General features: G+C 61.7%; 19 protein-coding genes. 4 read left to right on the top strand and 15 right to left on the bottom strand.

The features are described 5' to 3' along the window. Positions 1-7 precede the first annotated feature (7 nt). Positions 8-2680 carry a M1 family aminopeptidase gene (locus tag R3C98_RS13555; protein ID WP_371314602.1) on the bottom strand — a complete coding sequence of 891 codons (2673 nt, stop codon included), beginning with the start codon at positions 2678-2680 and terminating at the stop codon, positions 8-10. 52 nt (positions 2681-2732) lie between these two features. On the opposite strand from R3C98_RS13555, the gene R3C98_RS13550 reads away from it, so the two are divergent. Further along, positions 2733-3731, top strand: coding sequence for an MsnO8 family LLM class oxidoreductase (locus R3C98_RS13550; protein ID WP_371314601.1), 999 nt, complete (start codon positions 2733-2735; stop codon positions 3729-3731). On the opposite strand, the gene R3C98_RS13545 is transcribed toward R3C98_RS13550, so the two are convergent. From R3C98_RS13545 to R3C98_RS13535, 3 genes are all read right to left on the bottom strand, one after another. Beyond that, positions 3728-4342 (bottom strand): glutathione S-transferase family protein, encoded by a 615-nt coding sequence (locus R3C98_RS13545; RefSeq protein WP_371314600.1) that lies wholly within the window; start codon positions 4340-4342, stop codon positions 3728-3730. The genes R3C98_RS13550 and R3C98_RS13545 overlap by 4 nt on opposite strands. Positions 4343-4364: 22 nt before the next feature. Then, positions 4365-6371, bottom strand: a complete 2007-nt coding sequence (locus R3C98_RS13540; RefSeq protein ID WP_371314599.1) for a TonB-dependent receptor — start codon at positions 6369-6371, stop codon at positions 4365-4367. Between the two features lie 274 nt (positions 6372-6645). Continuing rightward, the gene (locus tag R3C98_RS13535) at positions 6646-7944 is read right to left on the bottom strand and encodes a NupC/NupG family nucleoside CNT transporter (protein ID WP_233348719.1); all 1299 of its coding nucleotides are present in this window, start codon (positions 7942-7944) and stop codon (positions 6646-6648) included. Positions 7945-8206: 262 nt separating this feature from the next. Between R3C98_RS13535 and R3C98_RS13530 the strand changes: the two genes are divergently transcribed. Further along, positions 8207-9718 carry a serine hydrolase gene (locus R3C98_RS13530; RefSeq protein ID WP_371314598.1) on the top strand — a complete coding sequence of 504 codons (1512 nt, stop codon included), beginning with the start codon at positions 8207-8209 and terminating at the stop codon, positions 9716-9718. Positions 9719-9751: 33 nt separating this feature from the next. Here R3C98_RS13530 and R3C98_RS13525 read toward each other — a convergent pair whose 3' ends face one another. Further along, positions 9752-10120: a VOC family protein gene (locus R3C98_RS13525; RefSeq protein WP_371314597.1), complete on the bottom strand. Its 369-nt coding sequence runs from the start codon at positions 10118-10120 to the stop codon at positions 9752-9754. A gap of 137 nt (positions 10121-10257) precedes the next feature. On the opposite strand from R3C98_RS13525, the gene R3C98_RS13520 reads away from it, so the two are divergent. After that, entirely contained in the window at positions 10258-11181 is a 924-nt protein-coding gene (locus R3C98_RS13520; RefSeq protein ID WP_371314596.1) for an SDR family NAD(P)-dependent oxidoreductase, read from the top strand. 67 nt (positions 11182-11248) lie between these two features. After that, on the top strand, positions 11249-11656 hold the full coding sequence (locus R3C98_RS13515) for a Kazal-type serine protease inhibitor (RefSeq protein ID WP_371314595.1): 408 nt from the start codon (positions 11249-11251) through the stop codon (positions 11654-11656). Between the two features lie 80 nt (positions 11657-11736). Here the strand turns inward: R3C98_RS13515 and R3C98_RS13510 are convergent, their stop codons facing one another. The 10 genes from R3C98_RS13510 to secY all read right to left on the bottom strand — a co-directional run bounded on the left by R3C98_RS13510 (position 11737) and on the right by secY (position 21433). Then, the gene (locus R3C98_RS13510) at positions 11737-12330 is read right to left on the bottom strand and encodes an HD domain-containing protein (protein ID WP_371314594.1); all 594 of its coding nucleotides are present in this window, start codon (positions 12328-12330) and stop codon (positions 11737-11739) included. A 73-nt stretch (positions 12331-12403) separates the two neighbouring features. Beyond that, positions 12404-13984 carry an amino acid permease gene (locus tag R3C98_RS13505; RefSeq protein ID WP_371314593.1) on the bottom strand — a complete coding sequence of 527 codons (1581 nt, stop codon included), beginning with the start codon at positions 13982-13984 and terminating at the stop codon, positions 12404-12406. A gap of 117 nt (positions 13985-14101) precedes the next feature. Continuing rightward, positions 14102-15163, bottom strand: a complete 1062-nt coding sequence (locus R3C98_RS13500; RefSeq protein ID WP_371314592.1) for a hypothetical protein — start codon at positions 15161-15163, stop codon at positions 14102-14104. Positions 15164-15446: 283 nt separating this feature from the next. Then, on the bottom strand, positions 15447-16658 hold the full coding sequence (locus R3C98_RS13495; protein WP_371314591.1) for an RtcB family protein: 1212 nt from the start codon (positions 16656-16658) through the stop codon (positions 15447-15449). A 360-nt stretch (positions 16659-17018) separates the two neighbouring features. Beyond that, a complete protein-coding gene (rplQ, locus tag R3C98_RS13490; protein ID WP_371314590.1) occupies positions 17019-17438 on the bottom strand; it encodes a 50S ribosomal protein L17 in 420 nt (139 codons plus the stop codon). A gap of 49 nt (positions 17439-17487) precedes the next feature. Then, positions 17488-18525, bottom strand: a complete 1038-nt coding sequence (locus tag R3C98_RS13485; RefSeq protein ID WP_371314589.1) for a DNA-directed RNA polymerase subunit alpha — start codon at positions 18523-18525, stop codon at positions 17488-17490. A gap of 63 nt (positions 18526-18588) precedes the next feature. Further along, positions 18589-18978 carry a 30S ribosomal protein S11 gene (gene rpsK, locus R3C98_RS13480; RefSeq protein WP_321488746.1) on the bottom strand — a complete coding sequence of 130 codons (390 nt, stop codon included), beginning with the start codon at positions 18976-18978 and terminating at the stop codon, positions 18589-18591. Positions 18979-18991: 13 nt separating this feature from the next. After that, on the bottom strand, positions 18992-19360 hold the full coding sequence (gene rpsM, locus R3C98_RS13475) for a 30S ribosomal protein S13 (RefSeq protein ID WP_371314588.1): 369 nt from the start codon (positions 19358-19360) through the stop codon (positions 18992-18994). A gap of 148 nt (positions 19361-19508) precedes the next feature. Next, complete coding sequence (locus R3C98_RS13470) at positions 19509-20078, bottom strand: adenylate kinase (RefSeq protein ID WP_371314587.1); 570 nt, start codon at positions 20076-20078, stop codon at positions 19509-19511. Further along, positions 20075-21433, bottom strand: a complete 1359-nt coding sequence (secY, locus tag R3C98_RS13465) for a preprotein translocase subunit SecY (protein WP_371314586.1) — start codon at positions 21431-21433, stop codon at positions 20075-20077. The genes R3C98_RS13470 and secY overlap by 4 nt, the downstream gene beginning before the upstream one ends. Position 21434 lies beyond the last annotated feature (1 nt).

Here is a 21434-nt window from a genome sequence, read left to right as displayed (position 1 = left end):
TCGCCGATCAAGGCGCGGCGAAGGCAGCCTCAAGGTCTGCCTGCGTCGCGGCCTTCTGGGCCATGCAGAGATTGATCTTCTCCTGTGCCAGCGAAAGTTCGCGTGCATGCCCCTCGGCAAGATCGCCGTATTCCTCGAACAGGGCGTTCAGCGCATCGAGCCCGTCGGTATCGCAGAAATACGCTGCCAGCCGCGGGGTACGGCGTTGCCACTGGGTCGGGATGGCTTTCACGAAGGCAGGGAAATTGGCCTCAAGGAAGGCCCACATCGCATCGCGCGTTTCCGGGGCCCGCATTTGCAACAGTGCCATCGTGTAGGTTTCGCGCGGCCCCAGCTCTGCTGAGGCGATCAGGCCTCGCGTGCGGGCCGCCTGATCCGGATCGGTCACATTGCCGAGTGCCAACGCAACCGATTGGCCGAATGCCGGATCATCGATTTCGTCATAGGCCTTCAGCACACGGTCATAAGCCGCCTGCCCGCCTTCATCGAGCAGGACCAACAATCCTGACGCGTAGAGGTCGCTGGAGAGATTCACATCCGCATCCGGATCGCTGAGCCATTGGTCCATTTCAGCGGCCAGTTCTGCCCGCACGTCTTCACGTTTCAGAATGGTGGCATCGAACTTGGTCAGGTTGGCACTCAATTCAGCATCCTTGTCGCCCGCCATCATGCGCACACGAAGGCGATCTGAAGCCACCTCGGCATCGGCGACCAGCCCAGCGGCATCCGCGCCTTCCAGCCGGTCCATCAGGTCCGAATAGACATTCAGCACCGCTGACGCGACGGCCGCGTCGTCATGTTGCGCACCGGCCGCGAGCAGGCGGCGGAGCGTGGCGGCATCCATCTCTCCGGCGGCCAGGTCGGCTTCTCCGCTATCTATGGCCGTCAGCGCTTCCGTCGCGGTCATCTCCGGCAGGGCAGCGATCAGCTTGTCCCAACCGGCCGCGGCCATATTGAACCGATAATAACCGGTGCCATTTGCATTCGGGTGATAAGCGTCCGGGCAGTGCGCCCCGTTCAGGGGCAGGACCTGACGGCGGGCTTTCATCAGTGTGCACGACCGTCCGGTCTCGCCGCCCTCACGCCAGGAAACACAAACCGGGATCACCCAACGACGGTCCGGATCGGCATCTGAGCCAAGCGGCCGATAGCGGCTCTGCTGCAGGACAACTTTCGCACCGCTGCTCGTACATTGAAGCTCGGTCTCCAGCAGCGGCACACCATTCTGCGTCACAAAGCTCTTCAGTGAACGGCCGATATCGGGATTGCCGGTCGTATGCCCGATCGCCCGGAAGAACTGTTCGCTATCGGCGGCCTTGTCGGCATATTCGGCGATGTACCTGCCAAGTGCCGGGCGGAACTGGTCGGGCCCGAACCAGGCATCCACCATGGACAGGACGGCCTGCCCCTTGTTGTAGGTGATCGAGTCGTAGGCATTGCGGATATCCGCATTTTCCGTGATCGGCTGGGCCACGGCGCGGGCACTGGACAGGCTGTCCAGTTCCATCGCTGCAATGGCGTCGACCACCGCCTGGATATTGTGTCCGCCGTCTGGCTCCAGGAACCCCAGCACGGCAGGCTCGGCCCAGCTGGCGATGCCTTCCTTCAGCCAGAGATCGTCCCACCATGGCGGGGTAACCAGATCACCGAACCACATATGCGACAACTCATGCGCATGAATGCCTTTCATCGACCGCAGGAAACCTGCCCCGGCCTTGTCGTTCGCAAGGATCACGCTTTCCCGGTAGGTGATCGCAGCGGCGAGCTCGGTGGCGCCCGACGGCCATTGCGGCGCGGCGATGATGTCCAGCTTCTCATAAGGATAGGGTTGTTCCAGCGCCTCTTCGAAGAATTCGACCACGGCGGGCGTATAGGAAAGGATCGCCTCCAGCTCGTCGCCCTTGCCAGCCCGGGCGTAGCCGCTGAGCGGGATCGGCCAGTCGCGCCAGGCATTGACCGGGATCGTACCGGCGGACACCTTCTCGAAATTGCCCACCGCGACCGACAGGAGATAGGTCGACAACGGACGGGTACGCAGGAAGGTCACCCGGTCATAACCGGGCCGGGCCGGAACACGGGAGGCAATCGGTGTGTTGCCGATGGCCAGCATGTCGTCCGGCACGGTCAGCGTAATATCGAACGGGGCCTTGAAACCCGGCTCGTCGAAGCTTGGCAGGAAGCGTCGCGCCTGAATGCTTTCGGACTTGGCGAGCGCATAGGCTTCGCCTTTCTCGTCGACCCGGAACAGGCCTGCGAGGTTCACATCGAAGGCGGCTGTATAATCGAAGGCGAGTGTGATGTGGCCCGCATGCACTCGGTTCGGAAAACCTACCCAGACAACGCCAGTCGGATCGACTTCCGTCCAGCTGGCCGGGCGGGTCTCTCCGCCTGCCGTAACCTGGACCGAGGAGACATCGAGGTCCGCCCCGTGCATCCAGATGCCGGCGGCGGAGGTCATCAGGTTCACATCGATCTGGACATGGCCCGAAAAGGTCGTCTCCCGCGGATCGACCGTCATATCCACCCGATAGGCCTTCGGCTGGGCCACACCGGACAGCTGGCCGGATGGCGCCGCCGCTCTCAACTGATCCATCGGCACGGCCCGGACTTGCGGACCAAACGATGAGGCCTGCGCGCAGGCTGCCAGCATGAGAATAAGGGACGCCGCCAAGATACGCATGAATCGTTTCCTCGTCTTGTTTTGACCCCATGCATAGCGCATCACGGGGGCCATGAAACCAGTCCTGTCGATACTTGATCCATCCCCCCTGTTCGAGGGTCAGACCGCCGCAGAGGCCTTTGCGAACACACTGGCGCTGGCCGAATTGCTGGATGGCCGGGGATGGCGGTCTTTCTGGGTGCAGGAGCATCACAATGCGCGCAGTTTTGCCGGCGCCGCGCCGGAAGTGCTGATCGCCGTGCTGACCCAACGCACACAGCACCTGAAACTCGGCTCGGGCGGTGTGATGCTGCCGAACTATTCGCCGCTGAAGGTGGCCGAGCAGTTCTGCGCGCTGGAGGCGCTGGCGCCGGGGCGGATCGAACTGGGTGTCGGCCGGGCAACCGGGGCGGACCCGCGCACATCTGCTGCCCTGCTCGGCCCGGGCGCGCAGGCCTTCCCGACCATGCTGCGCATGTTGATGGACTGGATGCTGGATGCGAGCGGAGAGACGCCCCTGCCGGAGGGGCATCGCGCGACGGGCATCCATGTTGGTCCGCGGGGCCAGCGCCCCGATATGTGGATGCTGTCTTCCTCACCGGACTCGGCCGCCTTTGCCGGGGCGATGGGCCTGAAGCTTGCCTTTGCGGATTTCCTGGCGCCGGGCGGGGCGGGCGCAGCGCTCACCGCTTACAGGGAAACGTTCCAGCCGTCGCCTTTCGCGTCCGAACCCTACGCTGCCGTCGGCCTTGTGGCGCTCGCCGCCGAGACCGAAGAGCAAGCCCGCCGCTTGTCGAAGCCGGCCATCGCGTGGAACCTCGCCCGCAGCACAGGCGACTTCCGCGCTTTCGTTCCGTCAACGGAAGCTGATGCCGTAATCGCCGCCGCTTCACCCGAAGCGCTAGCGGCGGCCGAAGGACGCGGTGTCATCGGTGCCGCGGAGGACGTCGCCGGACACCTCACCGCTTTTGCTGGCGAGCATGGCGCGGACGAGCTGTTCATCCTGACGCTGGCGGAGCACAACGAAGACCGTATCCGCTCCTACCAGCTGATCGCCGAGGCGATGGCCTAGCCCGCGAAACCGCGCGCCTTCATGGCCTCATACCAGCGGCCAAGATTGGCATGCTCCTTGTGCGGCGCATACTTCATCACGCCGCAGAAACCGCAGGCGATGAAGAGCGTGATGTCCGCGATGGAGAAGCGGCCGGCGGCAAGGAATTCATTATCGGCAAGATGAGCGTCGAACCGCTCAGCCATTTTCTTCGCGGCCTTCTCACCCTTTGCAGCAGCCTCGGCGCTTTGCGGCACTTCCAGCGGCGCCATCATGGGATGGGCATTGCGGAACCAGGTGGCGAACTGGATGAAGAACATCAGTTCCACGCGCCGGTCCCACATCTCGATCAGGGCCTTCTCCTTCGGGTCGGCACCCATCAGGTTCGGTTCCGGGAAGATGCCTTCGAAATAGGTGCAGATCGCGCGGCTCTCAGTGATCTTCGTTCCGTCATCCAGGATCAGGGCGGGCACCTGCGAAAAGGGGGAGACTTCACGGTATTCCGCCGTCTTGTGCTCCTGCTTCATGATCGAGACTTCCTCGATCTCAACCGCATCCAATTTGCCCTTGGCGCGCAGGAAATAGACCACGCGATCCGGGTTCGGCGCCATCGGGCTGTGATAGAGCTTCATGGGTGTCCTCCTGATTATCTCTCTAGAATGTCCGGCTGATCCCGACAGTGGCATTTACCGGCTCTCCGGGGAAGTACCGCGGATTGCCGAAAGAAACATCCGCCCGGTCGGCATAGCGCTCGTCCGTCAGGTTGCGGATATTGATCCAGACCGTGTGCGTATCCGTCCACGCCCAGGCTGCGCGGGCGCCGAGCAATGTGTGGCCGGGATAGGTGTTCTGGTTGCCGGGGTCGGTGAAGTATTCGCCCACATGTTCGACATTCAGCGACAGGGCGAGGCGGTCCGTCGCCTGCCAGTTCAGGCGCGCATTGGCGAGCCATTCCGGTGCGGTGTCGATCTCGTTGCCATCGAGAATGCTGCTGGAGGCAGACGCCACGATCCGGTCGAACGTGTAGGTCTGATCCGACCACGACACATTGCCCGACAGGGACAGCGTATCGGTGAACTCATAAGCCGCGGAGACTTCGACGCCTTTGTGTTCCGTTGAACCGTCGGTGACGTTCAGGCCGTCGGAGTCGCGGAAGAAGTAATTCTCCTTGTCCATCCAGTAGGCCGCGACATCGAAGACCAGCCGCCCGTCGAGCGCCGCGCCGCGCGCGCCGACTTCGACACTGTCCAGCGTTTCGGTGTCGTTCTGCCCGACGACTTGCAGGTTCTGCAGGCGGTAGAGATCCGACACCTGCGGCGCGCGCGCGCCGCGGGCATAGTTGGCATAGAGATCGACCGCGTCTGAGACAGACCAGACGGCGCCGAGCTTCGGCGTCACGAACTCAAAAGAGTCCGACCGGTCGGCGGGCACGTTGAACCGGCCATTGATGCCGGCGGGCGCCTTGGTCGAATAGTCATAGTCATGGCTCTCACCGCGCAGGCCCGCGAGGATGCGGAAGTCCTCCGACACCGACCATTCAAGTTCGGTCCACACCGCGGCGACGGTTGTGTCGACATCATAGTCGTAGTGAACGCCTTGCGGGAAACGGGAGTCACCGGGGAAGAAGCCGAAAGGCTCCGGCTGGATCTCACGCAGGTATCCGCTCGCGGCATCAAGGTCCGTGCCAACGCGCCATGTAACCTGCTCGGAGAGCGGCTGTTCGTAACGCATCATGACGCCGCCGCCGGTGTGGCCATTCTTCTCCACGCCGCCATTGGGCAGGAAGTGCTGCGAGAAGATCATCGCCTGCGAATGCGCATAGGGCATCAGGACCAGCGTGCCGTCGAACAGGGGGCGTTCGAGACGTGCGCCGAGTCGGGCGGACCAGGCGTTGCGCCAGGCGTCCGGATCGGGGTTCGTCTTTGCGATGTCCTCGTCCTTGTAGGCATCGGTGCCGACGATATAGCCGCCGGATTCCTGTTCGAGGTTCTGGCCGGACAGCCAGACGGTTGCGTCCCATATGCCCGGATTGAACTTGCCGACGACGGAAAGTTTCTGCTGGCTGACGTCTGTGTTGTCGCGCCAGCCAGTGTCTTTCTGAAGGGAGAGATTGAACAGCCAGTGCTGGCCCTCATCCAGCTTCATGTCGGTACGCCAGCGCCCGAGCGTGCCGTAGGAGGCGCGGAACTCGCTGCCTTCGCCCGGTTCCGGCAGGATGACATTGATCAGTCCGTGTACGGCATTGGAACCGTACTTCGCACTGCCCGGCCCGCGAACGACTTCGATCGCATCGGCGATCTCGTGGTGCGGTTCGATCAGGGAATTGACGTTGCCGAAGGCAGGGGAGCGGGTGGGGACACCGTTCTCAAGGATCAGGAAGCTGCCCTGCCCTGCCCCGCCCGTCAGGACCGGCGATCGGATGGCGATCAGGTGTTCCTGCCCGGAATTCATCTGCACGTTCACGCCGGGCAACTGGTTCAGGATTTCGGCGGGATGGTCGGCAGCGGTGGCATCTATTTCGGAGGCGTCGACAGCGGAATAGCTTCCCGGATCAGTGGCGTCCCGGTCGCCCCAGACTTCAATCGGCGAAAGACGATCCACAGACCGCCAATACATGAAATTGCCGTCCTCATCGACGCAGTTGTCAGCCTGTGTCGACATAACCTTTTCAGTGCACGCTGGCGCGGACGTATCCAAGTTCTGTTCGGCAAACGCTGTTCCCGAAACAGTCAGGCAGCCGCCGCAAAGGCCTACCACCGCACCTGCCACGCGGACCCCTAGCCCCTTAACAGGCAATGCGGAACTCACGGCCAAAGGATTCCGATAATGCAACATGAACGCTTCCTCCCAAGCGGAAGCCTTGTGTTTCGTACGTGCCGCAGCGGCACGCAAGGGCCAGTCGGTCACGCCTGTGTGTCAGGCTTTTGTCAGCCGGTCAGCCAGCGTGCCCGGCGAACAGCTGGTAAGGCAGCGCGCCGACGACAGCGGCCGACAGGCAGGTCGCGAACGTGCCCGCCACCAGCGTGCGCCAGGACAGGGAGAGGAAGTCATCGCGGCGGCTCGGCTCGATGATCGACAGGCCGCCGATCAGGATGCCCATGGAGCCGAAATTCGCGAAACCGCAAACCGCGTGGGCGGTGATCATGCGGGTGCGCGGGTCCATCGCGTCCGGCGGTACTTCGGCCAGCTGCAGGAAGGCGACGAATTCGGTCAGCACCGTCTTCACGCCCATCAGGGAGCCAGACTTCGCAGCTTCCTCCATCGGCACGCCGACCATGTACATGAGCGGGGCGAAGATCCAGCCGAGGACACGCTCGATGGAAAGCGGTGCGCCCGCAACGTCTGGCAGGGCGCCGAGACCGGCATTGACCAGCCAGAGCAGCGCGAGTGCCGCGATCAGCATCGTGGCAATATTGAACACGATCTGCAGGCCATCGGTCGCGCCGCGCGAGAAGGCGTCCATGGTGGAGGCGTAGTTGAAGTCCGGCTCTTTCATCCGCTCGGTCGCGGGCGTGGTTTCCGGGATCATGGTGAGCGCCACGGCGACAGCGGCGGGTGCGGCCATGATGGAGGCCGTCAGCAGCTGGGCCAACGGGTTCGCCATCTTGCCTTCGAGGAACGAGCCGTACACGACGAGAACCGAGCCCGCGATGGTCGCAAAACCGGCTGTCATCATGATCAGCAGTTCCGAGCGCGTCATGCCCTTGATGTAAGGCCGGATCAGGACCGGTGCCTCGGTCATGCCCATGAAAACGTTGGCGGAGACGGCCAGCGACGTTGCCCCACCAAGACCCATGCCGCGCCGGAAGATAAAGGCGAATCCATTGGTGATCCATTTCAGGATGCCCCAGTGCCAGAGCATCGCCGACAGCGCGGCCACAACAATCACGATGGGCAGGATCTGGAAGAAGAAGAGCGGCGGGGGCGTGCCGTCCATCAGCTCGGCCCCGGCGACATTGTCCCCGACATAACCGAACACGAAGCCGGTGCCGGCGCGGGTCGCGGCCTGCAGGCCATCGACCACATCATTGGCCCGGAACAGGATGGAGCGGATGAACGGAATACCGAACAGGATCAGCGCGAAGACGAACTGCATGACCGTGGCACCGATCACGACTTTCCACGGAAACAGCTTGCGTTTTTCAGACCAGGCCCAGCAGAGGCCATAGATCATGGCAATGCCGAGAAGCGCGCGGGCATTGTCCCAGCCCCATTCGAAACCCATGATGTTCATCCCGGCCCTGTCTCCCTTCCCCGAAGAACTGAACCCTATGGATTAAACGCGCGCTCGCCGTAGGGGAAGCTTTGATGTGCGCGGCAGGTGCAATGGTTTGCTGGCGGCAGTCCTGCAGGCAGCGCGTTCGCCGATTATTTGCCGTGCTCAACCGCTGTTTGACGCCACCAGCCGCGATGGGTAGGTATCCGCCTCAGCATTCAGGCTCCTGGCGCCGACTCTTCAGAGACGGACTGACCGTTGCCGAGGAGAACAGACCCCAATGAAACTGCGTGCTCCTTTCATGGCCGCCATGATGGCCATGGGCGTTCCCGTACTGGCCTTTCTGATGGCCTGTTCGGCTCCAGCTCAAGAGACGTCTCAGCTGTCGCAACGGCTCGACGCATTTCTTTCCGCTGCCGAAACCAGTCATTTCTCAGGCGCCGTACTGGTCGCCAGAGGCGATGAGGTGCTGTTCTCCAAAGGGTATGGTTTTGCCGACTATGAGTCTGGCGTGAAGGTTACTCCGGAAACCGTGTTCAATATCGGCTCGGTAACCAAGCAGTTCACTGCGGCAGCAATCCTCAAACTCGTCGAACATGAACACCTCGACCTCAGCGATACGCTCGGCGCGCTGTTCGAAAACGTGCCTGAAGATAAGGCCGGGATCACGGTGCACCAGCTGCTGACCCATACGGCCGGCATTTCCCGTCAGGACCTCGGCTTTCGCTACGATCCAGCCAGCAAGGAAGACTTCCTGGCAGCCTTCTTTGCCTCAACCCTCGCGACCGATCCCGGCACACGCCACGAATATGCCAATACCGGCTATGTCCTGCTGGCAGCCATTGTAGAGCAGGTGTCCGGCCAGACCTTTGAAGCCTATCTCCAGCAGCACCTGCTGGAGCCTGCGGGCTTGAGCCAGACCGGCTATCTTCAACCGGACTGGCGCTCCGAGCGGATCGCGAACGGATACTATTTCGACCTGCCAACAGGCGCCTGGAAAAGCTGGGGCAATACATTCCAGCAATGGGGCGTCGGCCCGGTTACCTGGTTCGGCATCGGCAAAGGCGACCTTCACTCCACGACCGGCGATCTCTACAATTGGCACAAGGCCCTGCGCGACGGAACAGTTCTGGCCCCGGAAACCGTTGCCCTGCTCCAAACGCCCCACGTTCCGGAAAACGAGAAAGACACGACATTCTACGGCTATGGCTGGAGTATTCAGAGCACGAACGATGGCGGCCGCATTATCACGCACAATGGATCGAACGGCCTTTTCTTTGCTGACTTCATCCGTTTTGTGGACGAGGATCTGGTCGTCATCTTGCTGACAAATGTGTCCCAGCCGGAGTCTGCAGATTCGATTGCCTGGCATCTCGCCAGGATGGCCCGCGATGAGAGCTATGTGCCGCCGCCCATCGCGCCTTTGAGCTATGAACTCGTCTACCGTTTCATGGACGGCCACACGGCATCAGAGGCAGGCGGGTTGCCGTCATTCATGGAAACAGGGCTTGGCCGGCCGCTGGAAAACGCAGCCATCCTGAACCGCGTTGGTTTCCAGCTGCTGAGGGAAGACAAGTGCGATTGGTCGACGGCTCTGCTGCAGCTGAACACCGACCTGTTTCCCACCGACGGCAACCTCAGGGACAGTCTGGGAGAAGGCCTTCTGGCCTGCGGCCAGTCCGCCGAGGCGGCGGATGCCTTCAGAAAAGCTCTTGAACTCGCCCCGGAAGAAAATTGCTACTGGTGTCAAAACGCCAATGAGAAGCTCGGTCAGATTTTCGGCGCGCCGTGAAGTCTCCTCCCCGCTGGGAGGAGACGTGGCCGCCTAACCCAGCTTGCAGACGCAGATCTTGTTGCCGTCGGGGTCGCGGAAATAGGCGCCGTAGAAGGTCGGCTGGCGCTGGCCGGGTTCGCCTTCGCTGGGGGCGCCGAGTTCGAGGGCCTTGGCGTAGACCTTGTCGACCATTTCCTTGCTGTCGACGGCGAGCGCCGGCATCACGCCATTGCCGACCGTGGCCGGCTGGTCATCATAGGGCGGGCCGATCGCGATCATCGGTGCGCCGGGGCTGACGCCATAGAACTGGAGCTTCGGCGTGGCGAACACGCGGCGGCCGCCCATCACTTCCATGATGGCGTCGTAGAAGGCCACTGCCCTCTCCTTGTCGTTGGTTCCAAGGGTAATGTAAGCGAGCATGGCGCGTTCCTCCTGCGCAGGTTGTGATTGAACGCAATCACGCCGCGACAACACGCGCAAGGGCTGACGCAGGGTAGATGCTTGACGTTCACGTTAGCGTCTGGTCTGAAACCCCCAAACTTTTCAGGAGAAAGCCCATGTCTGACATCCGTTTTGACGGTCGCGTTGCCATTGTTACGGGTGCCGGCGGCGGTCTTGGCCGCTGCCACGCCCTCGAACTCGCCCGCCGCGGCGCAAAAGTGGTCATCAACGACCTCGGCGCGTCGATGGACGGCTCCGGCGGCAGCTCCGACGCCGCTGAAGCCGTGGTCAAGGAAATCGAAGCCATGGGCGGCGAAGCCATCTCCAATGGTTCGTCCGTCTCCGACGAGGCCGGCGTGAAGAAAATGATCGATGACACGATGGCCAAATGGGGGCGCATCGACATCATCATCGCCAATGCAGGCATCCTTCGTGACAAGTCGTTCTCCAAAATGACGACCCAGGACATCGATCTGGTTCTGGCTGTTCACCTGCGCGGCACCTTCCTGCCGGTTCACGCCGCATGGGACATCATGAAGGCGCAGAACTATGGCCGTATCGTCGTGACCACCTCCTCCACCGGTCTCTACGGCAATTTCGGCCAGGCCAACTACGGCGCTGGCAAGCTGGGCGTGGTCGGCATGATGAACACGCTGAAAATCGAAGGCGCCAAGAACGACATCAAGATCAACGCTGTCTGCCCGGTCGCCGCAACCCGCATGACCGAAGGCCTGATGCCGCCGGAAGCCCTTGAGCAGCTGAAGCCGGAATACGTCACGCCGGGCGTGATGAACCTGGTGAAAGACGACGCCCCGACCGGCTTGATCCTGTCGGCCGGCGCCGGTGCCTTCTCGATGGCCCGCATCGTCGAAACCCGCGGCGCTTATGTCGGTCAGGGCGAAGAACTGACCGCTGAAGCCGTGGCCGCCAAGTGGGACGAGATCACCGACACCAGCAAGACGCTGCCGGCCTTCACCTCGGGCGGCCAGCACGGCGCGAACATGTTCTCGCTCGTCGCTGAAGGCAAAGGCCAAGGCTAACCGCCCGGCGTCAGACTTGCCAAAAATGACGGCGAGGCGCAGGCTATTCTCCCGAAAGGAGAATCCCATGCGCCTCGCCGTTCTTTTGTTTTCCCCAATATTATTAGCCGGTTGCGCCTGGTTTCTCGAACCTGGCGTCGTTCCGGACCGGGCCGTTCCTGCCGATGAAGTGGCCGCGCCTGTTGAGGCGCCCGCAGAAACACCGGTCGATACGCCGGTCAACGGCGAAGGCGCCATGTGCGGGGGCATCGCCGCCTTCCAGTGCGATGACGGCCTGACCTGCATCTATGAAGACGGCGCCTGCCAGTCGATCGCGGATGCCTCCGGTGTCTGCCGGAAAACAGGCCCGATCTGCACCAAGGAATACCGCCCGGTGTGTGGTTGCGACGGCAAGACCTATGGCAATCGCTGCGAAGCCTATGCCGAAGGCGTCAGCGTCGCCTATCCCGGCAAATGCGACGTGAAGGAAAGCTGATCGGCTTGATACAGCAGACCGCATAAAGAAAGGCCCGTATCCCACTGGATACGGGCCATTTTTTTCGGTTCGCCTGCGGACTACTCCGCCTTGCGCAGGTACATGGAATTCTTTGGCTTGGAGAAGACCCGCTCCACCATCGGCTCGAAGAATTCCAGCGGTTCGCTTTCATAGTCAGGGTCGAAAGCGGCCTGATCGTATTTGTGGCAGAACTCGGCGCAGCGCTGGTAGTGCGGGCTGTCCTTGAACTGCTCGCGCATGTTCTTGTCGAGGCCGAGATACTCGAAGAAATAATAGCCTTGGAACGCGCCGTGATTGGCGACCATCCAGAGGTTAGCTTCGGAGACGAACGGCTTCAGGATCGCGGCAGCCACGTCCGGATGGTTCATGCTGCCCAGCGTGTCGCCGATATCGTGCAGCAGGGCACAGACGACATATTCCTCGTCCCGCCCGTCGCGATGGGCGCGCGTCGCGGTCTGCAGGGAATGCTGAAGACGGTCGATCGGGAAGCCGCCGAAATCGCCATCCAGCAGGCGGAGATGGTCCAGCACGCGCTTGGCGAGCCCTTTGTTGAAGATGCGGGAATTCTCCGCGATGATATTCCAGTCTTCCTGGGTGCCTTCCAGCATTTCGCGGAATTTTGCGCGTTCGCCCACGGCGTGTCCGTCAGCCATCTCGTTTCCTCCCTTTTCTTTTTGTCTGGCGGCAGGATAGACCCGGCGCGAGAGAGTTCCAATACTTATCGGATCAGATCGGCGGGGCCGCAGAGGGTGGTACGTCGGAATCTTCCTCGTGCACCTCGATCAGGCCAAGGCCAACATGACTGCGCTTACGGCTGTAGAAGAAGTAGATCGCGAGGCCGAGGGCGCCCCAGACGGGCAAAACCATCTTCGCCACGAATGGCAGGTTCAGATAGAGACCGAGACAGCCAAATGCCGCGATCGGGGCGATGATCCAGACCAGCGGCGTGCGGAACGGGCGGAAACGGTCCGGATCCGTCCGTCGCAGCATCATCACCGCAATCGCCACCATGAAGAAGGCGAACAGCGTGCCGGAGTTTGAAATGTCCGCCAACTGGCCAACCGGGAAGAAGGCTGCCGCGATGGCGACACAGATACCGGTGAAAATGGTCATCTTCCACGGCGTCTTGAATTTGGGGTGCACGTCGGCGAGCCCTTCCGGCAGCAGGCCGTCGCGCGCCATGACGAAGAAGATACGCGTCTGACCGTAGATCATCATCAGGATCACCGACGGCAACGCGATTGAGGCCGCGAGGCCGACGAGGTTGCCAATCACCGGGAAGCCGATGGTTCGGAGTGTTTCGGCCAGCGCTTCGTCAGAACAGACGATTGGGGCGTCGCCCAGTGCCCTGAGTTCCGCGCAGCGCGCGGCGAAGCCCGCTCCATCCGGCGGAAGCACGGCACCCGCGGCGTCCCGCACAGGCTGGGCGCCAACGGTGCCGACAACACCGGCGGCGACGAGGAAATAGAACACGGTACAGATGGCGAGCGAGCCAAGCAGGCCGATAGGCACGTTGCGCTGCGGGTTCTTGGTCTCTTCTGCGGCAGTCGAAACCGCATCAAAGCCGACATAGGCGAAGAAGATGGTCGCCGCCGCCCCGACAACGCCGAGGCCGTCATGGCCTAGCAATCCGGTCGGCATCAGTGGTGTGAAATTCTCTCCCTTCAGAATTGGAAAGCTCAGCACGATGAAGGCGGTCAGAGCCGTGACCTTGATCGCCACCAGCACGGCATTCACCGAGGCGCTTTCGCTCGTGCCGATGACCAGCAGCCAGGTGACCACACCGGCCACGATGATGGCCGGCAGGTTCACCACGCCATGACTGAAATCGACGTGTGGGATGCCGCCTGCAAAGCCCCAGGCCGGGCCGCTACTGAGCGCCGCGGGTAACGTAAACCCGGTTAAGTTCTCCACGAGGCCCATGACATAGCCGGACCAGCCGACACATACGGCCGAGGCTGCGACCGCGTACTCCAGGATCAGCGCCCAGCCGACCATCCAGGCCAGAAGCTCCCCCATCACGGCATATGTGTAGGTGTAAGCCGAGCCCGACACCGGCACCATGGAGGCAAGCTCGGAATAGCAGAGCGCAGCGACGGCACAGACGAAGCCGGCGATGACGAAAGAGAACATCATGCCCGGCCCTGCCTTCTGGGCGGCGGCGGCGGTCAGCACGAAAATGCCCGTGCCGATCACGGCGCCGATGCCCAGCATGGTCAGCTGGAAGGCGCCAAGGGATCTGTGCAGGGACTTCTTTTCCGCTGTCGCAAGGATGGCGTCGAGCGGCTTGATACGGTCGAATATCATGGGGGGATGCTCCGATAGGCGGCGCTGAGCCTATCCGCAATTCCGGACTGTACAAGAGACTTCCATGAGAAGACGCCTCCCCGTTTCCGGAGAGGCGCCTCCCTTTGGGCGCCCTGATCAGTCCCAGAGCGAGCCCAGCATCAGCTGGTCACGCCAGGTCTCCCGCTCAGGCGCGTGAGCCGGTCCGCAACGGCGGCAGACATGCTCATGCAGGCGCCGGGCGAGGATCCAGCTGGACTCGCCAGTGCGCGCCCCTGCCCGTTCCACGGCATCGACAATGAACCGCAGGGTGTCTTCCCGCAGATCCGCATTGTCCTTGCCTCTCGCCTCGGCAAGCCGCCAGCCAGCCGTATCCCGGCGCAGAGCCAGGACGGCGCGTTCCACGCCATCACGCAGAACGTAAACCGCCATGTGCCCGGCCGCGATATCGCTGGTGAAGTCCCGCAGGCAATTGCGGAATTCCAGCGCGACCTGCTCCAGCATCTTCCTGTCCGTTACCCGGAAGAAAGCGGCTGGCAGGACCGGCGGGGACAGCAGCTTCCCGAACTCGTTCGGCTGCAGGTCTTCCGCCGCCATGTCGAACAGGCGTTCGGCCGAAACCGAGCGTTCCCACCGGCGGGCGATGCTACCCGCCTGTTCCTTGCCGCGGATGCGGACAGCCAGCCGGAATGCTTCGCCCAGGTCTTCGACCGCTCCCTGGCTGTCCGGAATGTGCCGAAGGATTTTCGGCACCCGGAGCGGCGCGGGAAGCTTGCGGATCAGATGAAGCTGGGGCGGACGGATCTCATCCGTATGCCGCAGCACCTGCGCTGTGTTCTCATCGGAGAACAAGGACAGGAACAGATCATAGTCTGCCGCCTCCCACAGGGTTTCCCCCAATCGGGCCAGCGCTTTCATCAAACCGCTGGCCGCCTGTCCGTGCATGAGGTGTTTTGCAACATCCCCATCCCGCCCATATTCCACCAGGTGCGCGATTTGATCCAGTTCGAGATCACGCGCCAGAAGGATCGCCGCCGCGTGACGGCGAGCGGATGGCAAGGCAAGAAAGCCCGCATGCGGTGCCGGCCATGCGATAGCGATGGCTTCAGCATGCGCCCCGGCAAGGAACCGGAGCAAGGGCGTCATCGCGCCGGTACGGCCATAGGACCGCGCATGGCGCCGGGTCATGGGATTGCCCATGATCCACCTCCTTCCAGATCGTCCGCATGCCAGGATGCCGGGCACGGACAGATTGAAGTCAGAAAAATTGTGAGGTCAGACGCCCACCGGCAAACGCGCGGGGGACGCTGGCTGCGCTCCCCATCGACTGAGGAGCAGGATTGTTGTTGTACAACCGTGCTTCATCTGTTTGGTCCGTTGGTTGGTTTGATCAGCCATCCGTATCCGGATGGCTGATCAAGAGGAAGGTGGCGTATAGAGTGAACCACCATTAACTGTCAAGGTCATATCGAAATTTGTCCGACTACCCTTTGACACAAACGACCTGTTTCAGCGTGTGAACGATCTCCACAAGGTCAGACTGGGCCGCCACGACGGCATCGATGTCCTTGTAGGCCATTGGCGTTTCGTCGATGACGCCAGCGTCCTTGCGGCATTCCACGCCTGCCGTTGCAGCGAGATGGTCGTCCACCGTGAAGGTGCGCTTGGCAGCAGCGCGCGACATGGTGCGCCCCGCTCCGTGCGAGCACGAGCAGAACGATTCAGCGTTGCCCTTCCCGCGCACGATGAAGGATTTCGCCCCCATCGAACCCGGGATGATGCCAAGCTCGCCCGCGCCGGCGCGCACCGCGCCCTTGCGGGTAACCCAGACATCGGCGCCGAAATGGTGTTCCCGCTCCACATAATTATGGTGGCAGTTCACAGCCATCTTGCCGAGCGTGAAAACAGGCAACTGGTCGCGCAGGGCGATCAGCACACGGTCCATCATCACTTCGCGATTGAGACGCGCATAGTCCTGCGCCCAGCCGACAGCCATCACATAGTCGTCGAACAATTCTTCCCCTTCCACGAAGAAGGCGAGATCCTTGTCCGGCACGTGATAGCCGAGCACTCGCTTCTCCAGCGCCGCACGGGCCTCCTGGATGAAGTAGGTGCCGAGGATGTTGCCCGTGCCCCGGGAGCCGGAATGGAGCATCACCCAGACGTGGTCCTCCTCGTCGAGACAGAGCTCGATGAAGTGGTTGCCACCGCCGAGCGTACCGAGCTGCGTCGCGAACTTCGTGCGCTGGATGCGCTTGTGTTTCGCGAGGATCAGCTCGAGCCGTTCGACGAGCCCCGACCGGCGCATGGCCGAAGCCGCACGCGCCGGGGTGTCCTTGTGATTGCCACCCGGCCCGTTACCCACCGGCACTTTCCGCTCGATCTCGCTGCGAACAGCTGAGAGGCTGTCCGGCAGCTCGTTCGCTGTCAGGCTGGTGCGCACCGCCATCATCCCGCAGCCGATATCGACACCGACCGCGGCTGGAATGATCGCGCCCTTCGTGGGAATAACGGATCCGACCGTCGCACCGCGCCCGAAGTGCACGTCAGGCATGACGGCAAGGTGCGAGTGCACGAACGGCAGCCCGGCGACATTCTCAAGCTGCTCACGCGCCGCGTCTTCCAGCGGCACGCCTTTCACCCAGGCCTTGATGCGGCCACCGGCGAAGGTTTCGAACACTTCAAACTTACTCATCTTCTCGCAGTCTGCTGCTCGCAGACTCCTCCTGACAAGCCCTCCGCGCGAATCCCTTTAGGTGAGAGAGAAAAGAAAACCCTCCGGGCGGAACGCGCGGAGGGCGGCATAAGACCATTCGGTCCCGGGCTGACGATCAGCCCTATCCAGCAACCTCCATGCGGACGACAGCGGTACCCTCGCTCAGGGCCGCGTCCTTCCTTGGCTGATTGGTGACTCGATACGACATCGGGCCGCTCCGTTGCTGAATGGAGGCGCCGTATGATGGATCAGGGAAAATGCGTCAACCGGAAAAAAGAAAAGCCCCGGAGGAAAGCTCCGGGGCTCTTTGATTTCCTTGCGGAAAATTCTTTGCGCGGATTATTCGCCGGCTTCGAGTTCAGCCTCATGGCGGGCCTTGTCGGCGGCGCCTTTGGCGGACTCGTCACGGTCGACCATCTCGAGGACAGCAACCGGTGCGTTGTCGCCATGGCGGAAGCCGGCTTTCAGCACGCGGGTATAGCCGCCATTGCGATCCTTGTAGCGGTCGCCGAAGACGTCGAACAGCTTGCGGACAGCGTCTTCGTTGCGGATCTTGGAGAGGGCCTGCCGGCGGGCAGCGAGATCGCCCTTCTTGGCCAGGCTCACCAGCTTGTCCATCAGCGGAGCCATTTCCTTCGCCTTGGGCAGGGTCGTAACGATCTGCTCATGCTCGATCAGGCTTGCGGCCATATTCGCGAACATCGCCTTGCGGTGCGAAGTCGTCTTGTTCAGTTTGCGGTATCCAAGGCGATGGCGCATGGTTTCAATCCTTACAGGAGGTGGTCAGGCCCCCGGCTGTTTTCGGGTCCTAGAGGTGGTCGTCGTATTTCTTGGCAAGGCCTTCGATGTCTTCCGGCGGCCAGTCCGGCACTTCCATGCCGAGGTGCAGGCCAAGACCAGCGAGGACTTCCTTGATTTCGTTCAGAGACTTGCGGCCGAAGTTCGGGGTGCGAAGCATTTCCGCTTCCGACTTCTGGATCAGGTCGCCGATGTAAACAATGTTGTCGTTCTTCAGGCAGTTTGCCGAACGCACGGAAAGCTCCAGCTCGTCCACCTTCTTGAGAAGGACCGGGTTGAAGCCGAGATCGGTTTCTTCGGTCTGCGTGCCGGCTTCCAGTGTCGGCTCTTCGAAGTTGATGAATAGCTGCAGCTGGTCCTGCAGGATGCGGGCGGCGTACGCGACAGAATCTTCCGGCGTGACCGAACCATCGGTTTCGATGTCGAGGGTCAGCTTGTCGAAGTCCAGCTTCGTGCCTTCGCGGGTGTCTTCCACCTGGTAACCAACGCGGCGGACCGGCGAATAGATGGCGTCGATCGGAATATAGCCGATCGGAGCGTCTTCCGGACGGTGTGCCTCGGCCGGGACATAGCCCTTGCCGGTGGCGACGGTGAATTCCATGCGGACTTCTGCGCCGTCATCGAGGGTACAGATCACGTGATCCGGGTTCAGGATCTTCGTGTCGCCCGAGGTCTCGATCTGGCCAGCTTTGACTTCGCCCGGGCCAGTCGCTTTCAGGACCATGCGCTTCGGCGTGTCGCTTTCCATGAAGATCGCGACCTGCTTCAGGTTCAGGACGATCGTGGTGACGTCTTCACGCACGCCCGGAATGGCGGAGAATTCGTGAACGACATTATCGATCTGGACGCCAATGATGGCAGCGCCTTGCAGCGAGGACAGCAGCACGCGGCGCAGGGCGTTGCCCAGCGTCGTACCATAGCCACGCTCCAGCGGCTCGATGACGAGCTTCGCCTTGCGCTTCGGGTCGTATCCAGCCTGAACCACCGGGCGGTTCGGGCGGATCAGTTCTTTCCAGTTGCGGTCGTTGACGGCGGTATTCTCAGACATGAGCGGTCCTCAGAAAGCGGAAGGCGGCGCGGGGAACGCGCCGCCGGGAGGTATTCTAGTCGTTTAGACGCGGCGGCGTTTCGGCGGACGGCAGCCATTGTGCGGGATCGGCGTGGTGTCGCTGATCGCCGTCACGGTCAGGCCAGCAGCCTGCAGGGCGCGCAGCGCGCTTTCACGGCCCGAACCCGGACCACGAACGAGCACTTCGACGGTCTGGAGACCATGCTCCATCGCCTTCTTCGCGGCGTCTTCAGCGGCCATCTGGGCAGCATAAGGGGTCGACTTGCGGGAACCCTTGAAGCCCATCGTGCCGGACGAAGACCAGGAAATGGTGTTTCCCTGCGCGTCGGTGATGGTAACCATCGTGTTGTTGAAGCTGGAGTTCACATGAACAACACCCGAGGTGATGTTCTTGCGTTCCTTGCGGCGGACGCGGGTCGCTTCACGAGCCATGACGAACTACCCCTTACTTCTTCTTGCCGGCGATCGGCTTGGCCGGGCCCTTGCGGGTACGGGCGTTGGTGTGCGTCCGCTGACCGCGAACCGGCAGCTTGCGGCGATGGCGCAGACCACGGTAGCAACCCAGGTCCATGAGGCGCTTGATGTTCATCGAAGTATCGCGGCGAAGGTCACCTTCGACCATGTAGTCGGCGTCGATGGTTTCGCGGATCTTGATGACTTCGGCGTCGGTCAGTTCGTTCACGCGGCGAGTCGCGTCGACGCCCACCTTCTCGCAGATTTCCTGTGCGAAGGCCGGACCGATGCCATGAATGTACCGCAGCGCAATGACGACGCGCTTATTGGTCGGGATGTTTACGCCTGCAATACGGGCCAAAGCCGGTTCTCCTCAAGCGGACTGTTCAAACATTAAAAGCGCGCCGAGCCGGAAAACGGTCCGCCTCGCGCGCCGGCGATTAAGCCTTAAGCTAAGAATGGAGGCTTATAACCGTGGAAATTAACGCGTCAACAGCGGAATCCCAGCTTTAGGCCGTCTCTTTCAGCGCCGCGTCGATCTGCTTCGCAACCTCGTCAATCGAGGCCATCCCGTCGACTTCCGTCAGGATGCTCCGCTCAGCGTAAATCGGCACCAGAGGCGCTGTATCTTCATAGTATTTCTCAAGACGTTTCGAGAAGGTTTCCGGATTGTCGTCCTTGCGTCCCTGCTCTTCAAAACGCTTGGTGACGCGTGCCAGAAGCTGCTCGTCATCAACGACCAGACGGATGACACGGTTCACTTCTGTCCCACGCGACTTCAGCAGCTCGTCCAAGGCTCCTGCCTGGCCGACTGTCCGCGGAAAGCCGTCGAAAATGAAGCCGGCGGCGCCCTGGTTGGCGGTGAGCTGTTCGTCGATCAGGGCGATCACGATCTCGTCGGAGACAAGGCCGCCTTCGTCCATGATTGTGGCCACGCGCTGGCCCAATTCAGAGCCCGATGCGCGAGCGGCACGGAGCATGTCACCGGTGGAGAGCTGGATGAAACCGCGCTCCTCAACCAGGCGCTTCGCCTGCGTGCCCTTCCCGGCCGCAGGCGGCCCGAACAGTATCAAATTCATTTCTTCCGGCCCCCGAGCTTCGACTTCTTGATCATGCCTTCATATTGATGCGCAATCAAATGCGACTGTATCTGCGTCACGGTGTCCATTGTCACCGAAACCACGATCAGCAGCGACGTGCCCCCGATGTAGAATGGGATCTCGGGGAAATAGCGCCGAAGCAGCTCAGGCAGAACACAGACAAAGGTCAAATACAGCGCACCGATAACGGTGAGGCGAGTCAGCACATAGTCGAAATAGGCCGCGGTGTTGGAGCCAGGACGGATGCCCGGGATAAAACCACCATATTTCCGGAGGTTATCGGCCGTTTCCTCGGGATTGAACATGATCGATGTGTAGAAGAACGTGAAGAAGATCACGAGCACACAATAGGAGATGATGTGCGTCCAGGTGCCCGCCGAGAAATTGGCAGCGAGCCAGGAAAGGATGCCGTTCACTTCCGTGTCCGTCGCCGCACCGGCTGCGTTGCCGCCCATGAAACCCACAACGGTGAGCGGCAGCATCAGCAGGGCCGAGGCAAAGATCGGGGGAATCACACCGGCGGTGTTGATCTTCAGCGGCAGGAAGCTCTTTTGCCCCTGCGCAAAACCATGGGCCTGCTGGCGCTTCGGATACTGAATCAGCAAACGGCGCTGCGAGCGCTCCATGAACACGATGAAGACGACAAGGGCGATCACCATGGCCGCGATCGCGATGACGAACACCACGTTGACCGAGGTCGCACGGGCCTGGCTGATCAGGTTGACGATCGCCTTGGGCAGCTCCGCAACGATACCGGCGAAGATGATCAGCGAGACCCCGTTGCCGATACCGCGCGCGGTGATCTGCTCACCCATCCACATCAGCAGCATGGTGCCGCCGGTCAGCGTCACAACTCCGGTCAGGATGAAGAACGGCCCGGCGATGCCATCGATGCGGACATGCGACAGGCCGGATGAGATGGCAAAGGATTGAACCAGAGCGAACGCCAGCGTCAGGTAGCGCGTGTACTGGTTGATCTGCTTGCGACCCGCTTCGCCTTCCTTCTTCAGCTTTTCAAGCGTCGGAGAAGCCTGGGTCATCATCTGGATGATGATGGAGGCCGTAATGTAGGGCATCACGTTCAGGGCGAAGATCCCCATCCGCTCCACTGCCCCGCCGGCAAACATGTTCATGTTGCCAAGCAGGCCACCTGACTGGCTTTCAAAGATCGAAGCGTAAGCGACCGGATCGAGGCCAGGAATCGGAACGAACGTGCCGAGCCGGTAAAGCAGCAACATGGCAAGAGTGAACAGGATGCGGTTCTGGAGGTCCTTTGCCTTGGCGAAGGTTCCAAGATTTACATTGCGAGCCATCTGTTCTGCGGCATTGGCCATC

Source organism: Hyphomonas sp. (assembly GCF_041398465.1).
GTDB lineage: Bacteria > Pseudomonadota > Alphaproteobacteria > Caulobacterales > Hyphomonadaceae > Hyphomonas.
Note: the sequence above shows the minus strand (reverse complement) of the source record. Positions and strands in the feature narration are given on the sequence as shown.

What these genes read in the sequence shown, in the direction of transcription:
- R3C98_RS13555 (WP_371314602.1), bottom strand. Translation starts at nt 2,680, where the DNA reads ATGCGTATCTTGGCGGCGTCCCTTATTCTCATGCTGGCAGCCTGCGCG.
- R3C98_RS13550 (WP_371314601.1), top strand. Translation starts at nt 2,733, where the DNA reads ATGAAACCAGTCCTGTCGATACTTGATCCATCCCCCCTGTTCGAGGGT.
- R3C98_RS13545 (WP_371314600.1), bottom strand. Translation starts at nt 4,342, where the DNA reads ATGAAGCTCTATCACAGCCCGATGGCGCCGAACCCGGATCGCGTGGTC.
- R3C98_RS13540 (WP_371314599.1), bottom strand. Translation starts at nt 6,371, where the DNA reads ATGTCGACACAGGCTGACAACTGCGTCGATGAGGACGGCAATTTCATG.
- R3C98_RS13535 (WP_233348719.1), bottom strand. Translation starts at nt 7,944, where the DNA reads ATGAACATCATGGGTTTCGAATGGGGCTGGGACAATGCCCGCGCGCTT.
- R3C98_RS13530 (WP_371314598.1), top strand. Translation starts at nt 8,207, where the DNA reads ATGAAACTGCGTGCTCCTTTCATGGCCGCCATGATGGCCATGGGCGTT.
- R3C98_RS13525 (WP_371314597.1), bottom strand. Translation starts at nt 10,120, where the DNA reads ATGCTCGCTTACATTACCCTTGGAACCAACGACAAGGAGAGGGCAGTG.
- R3C98_RS13520 (WP_371314596.1), top strand. Translation starts at nt 10,258, where the DNA reads ATGTCTGACATCCGTTTTGACGGTCGCGTTGCCATTGTTACGGGTGCC.
- R3C98_RS13515 (WP_371314595.1), top strand. Translation starts at nt 11,249, where the DNA reads ATGCGCCTCGCCGTTCTTTTGTTTTCCCCAATATTATTAGCCGGTTGC.
- R3C98_RS13510 (WP_371314594.1), bottom strand. Translation starts at nt 12,330, where the DNA reads ATGGCTGACGGACACGCCGTGGGCGAACGCGCAAAATTCCGCGAAATG.
- R3C98_RS13505 (WP_371314593.1), bottom strand. Translation starts at nt 13,984, where the DNA reads ATGATATTCGACCGTATCAAGCCGCTCGACGCCATCCTTGCGACAGCG.
- R3C98_RS13500 (WP_371314592.1), bottom strand. Translation starts at nt 15,163, where the DNA reads ATGGGCAATCCCATGACCCGGCGCCATGCGCGGTCCTATGGCCGTACC.
- R3C98_RS13495 (WP_371314591.1), bottom strand. Translation starts at nt 16,658, where the DNA reads ATGAGTAAGTTTGAAGTGTTCGAAACCTTCGCCGGTGGCCGCATCAAG.
- rplQ (WP_371314590.1), bottom strand. Translation starts at nt 17,438, where the DNA reads ATGCGCCATCGCCTTGGATACCGCAAACTGAACAAGACGACTTCGCAC.
- R3C98_RS13485 (WP_371314589.1), bottom strand. Translation starts at nt 18,525, where the DNA reads ATGTCTGAGAATACCGCCGTCAACGACCGCAACTGGAAAGAACTGATC.
- rpsK (WP_321488746.1), bottom strand. Translation starts at nt 18,978, where the DNA reads ATGGCTCGTGAAGCGACCCGCGTCCGCCGCAAGGAACGCAAGAACATC.
- R3C98_RS13470 (WP_371314587.1), bottom strand. Translation starts at nt 20,078, where the DNA reads ATGAATTTGATACTGTTCGGGCCGCCTGCGGCCGGGAAGGGCACGCAG.
- secY (WP_371314586.1), bottom strand. Translation starts at nt 21,433, where the DNA reads ATGGCCAATGCCGCAGAACAGATGGCTCGCAATGTAAATCTTGGAACC.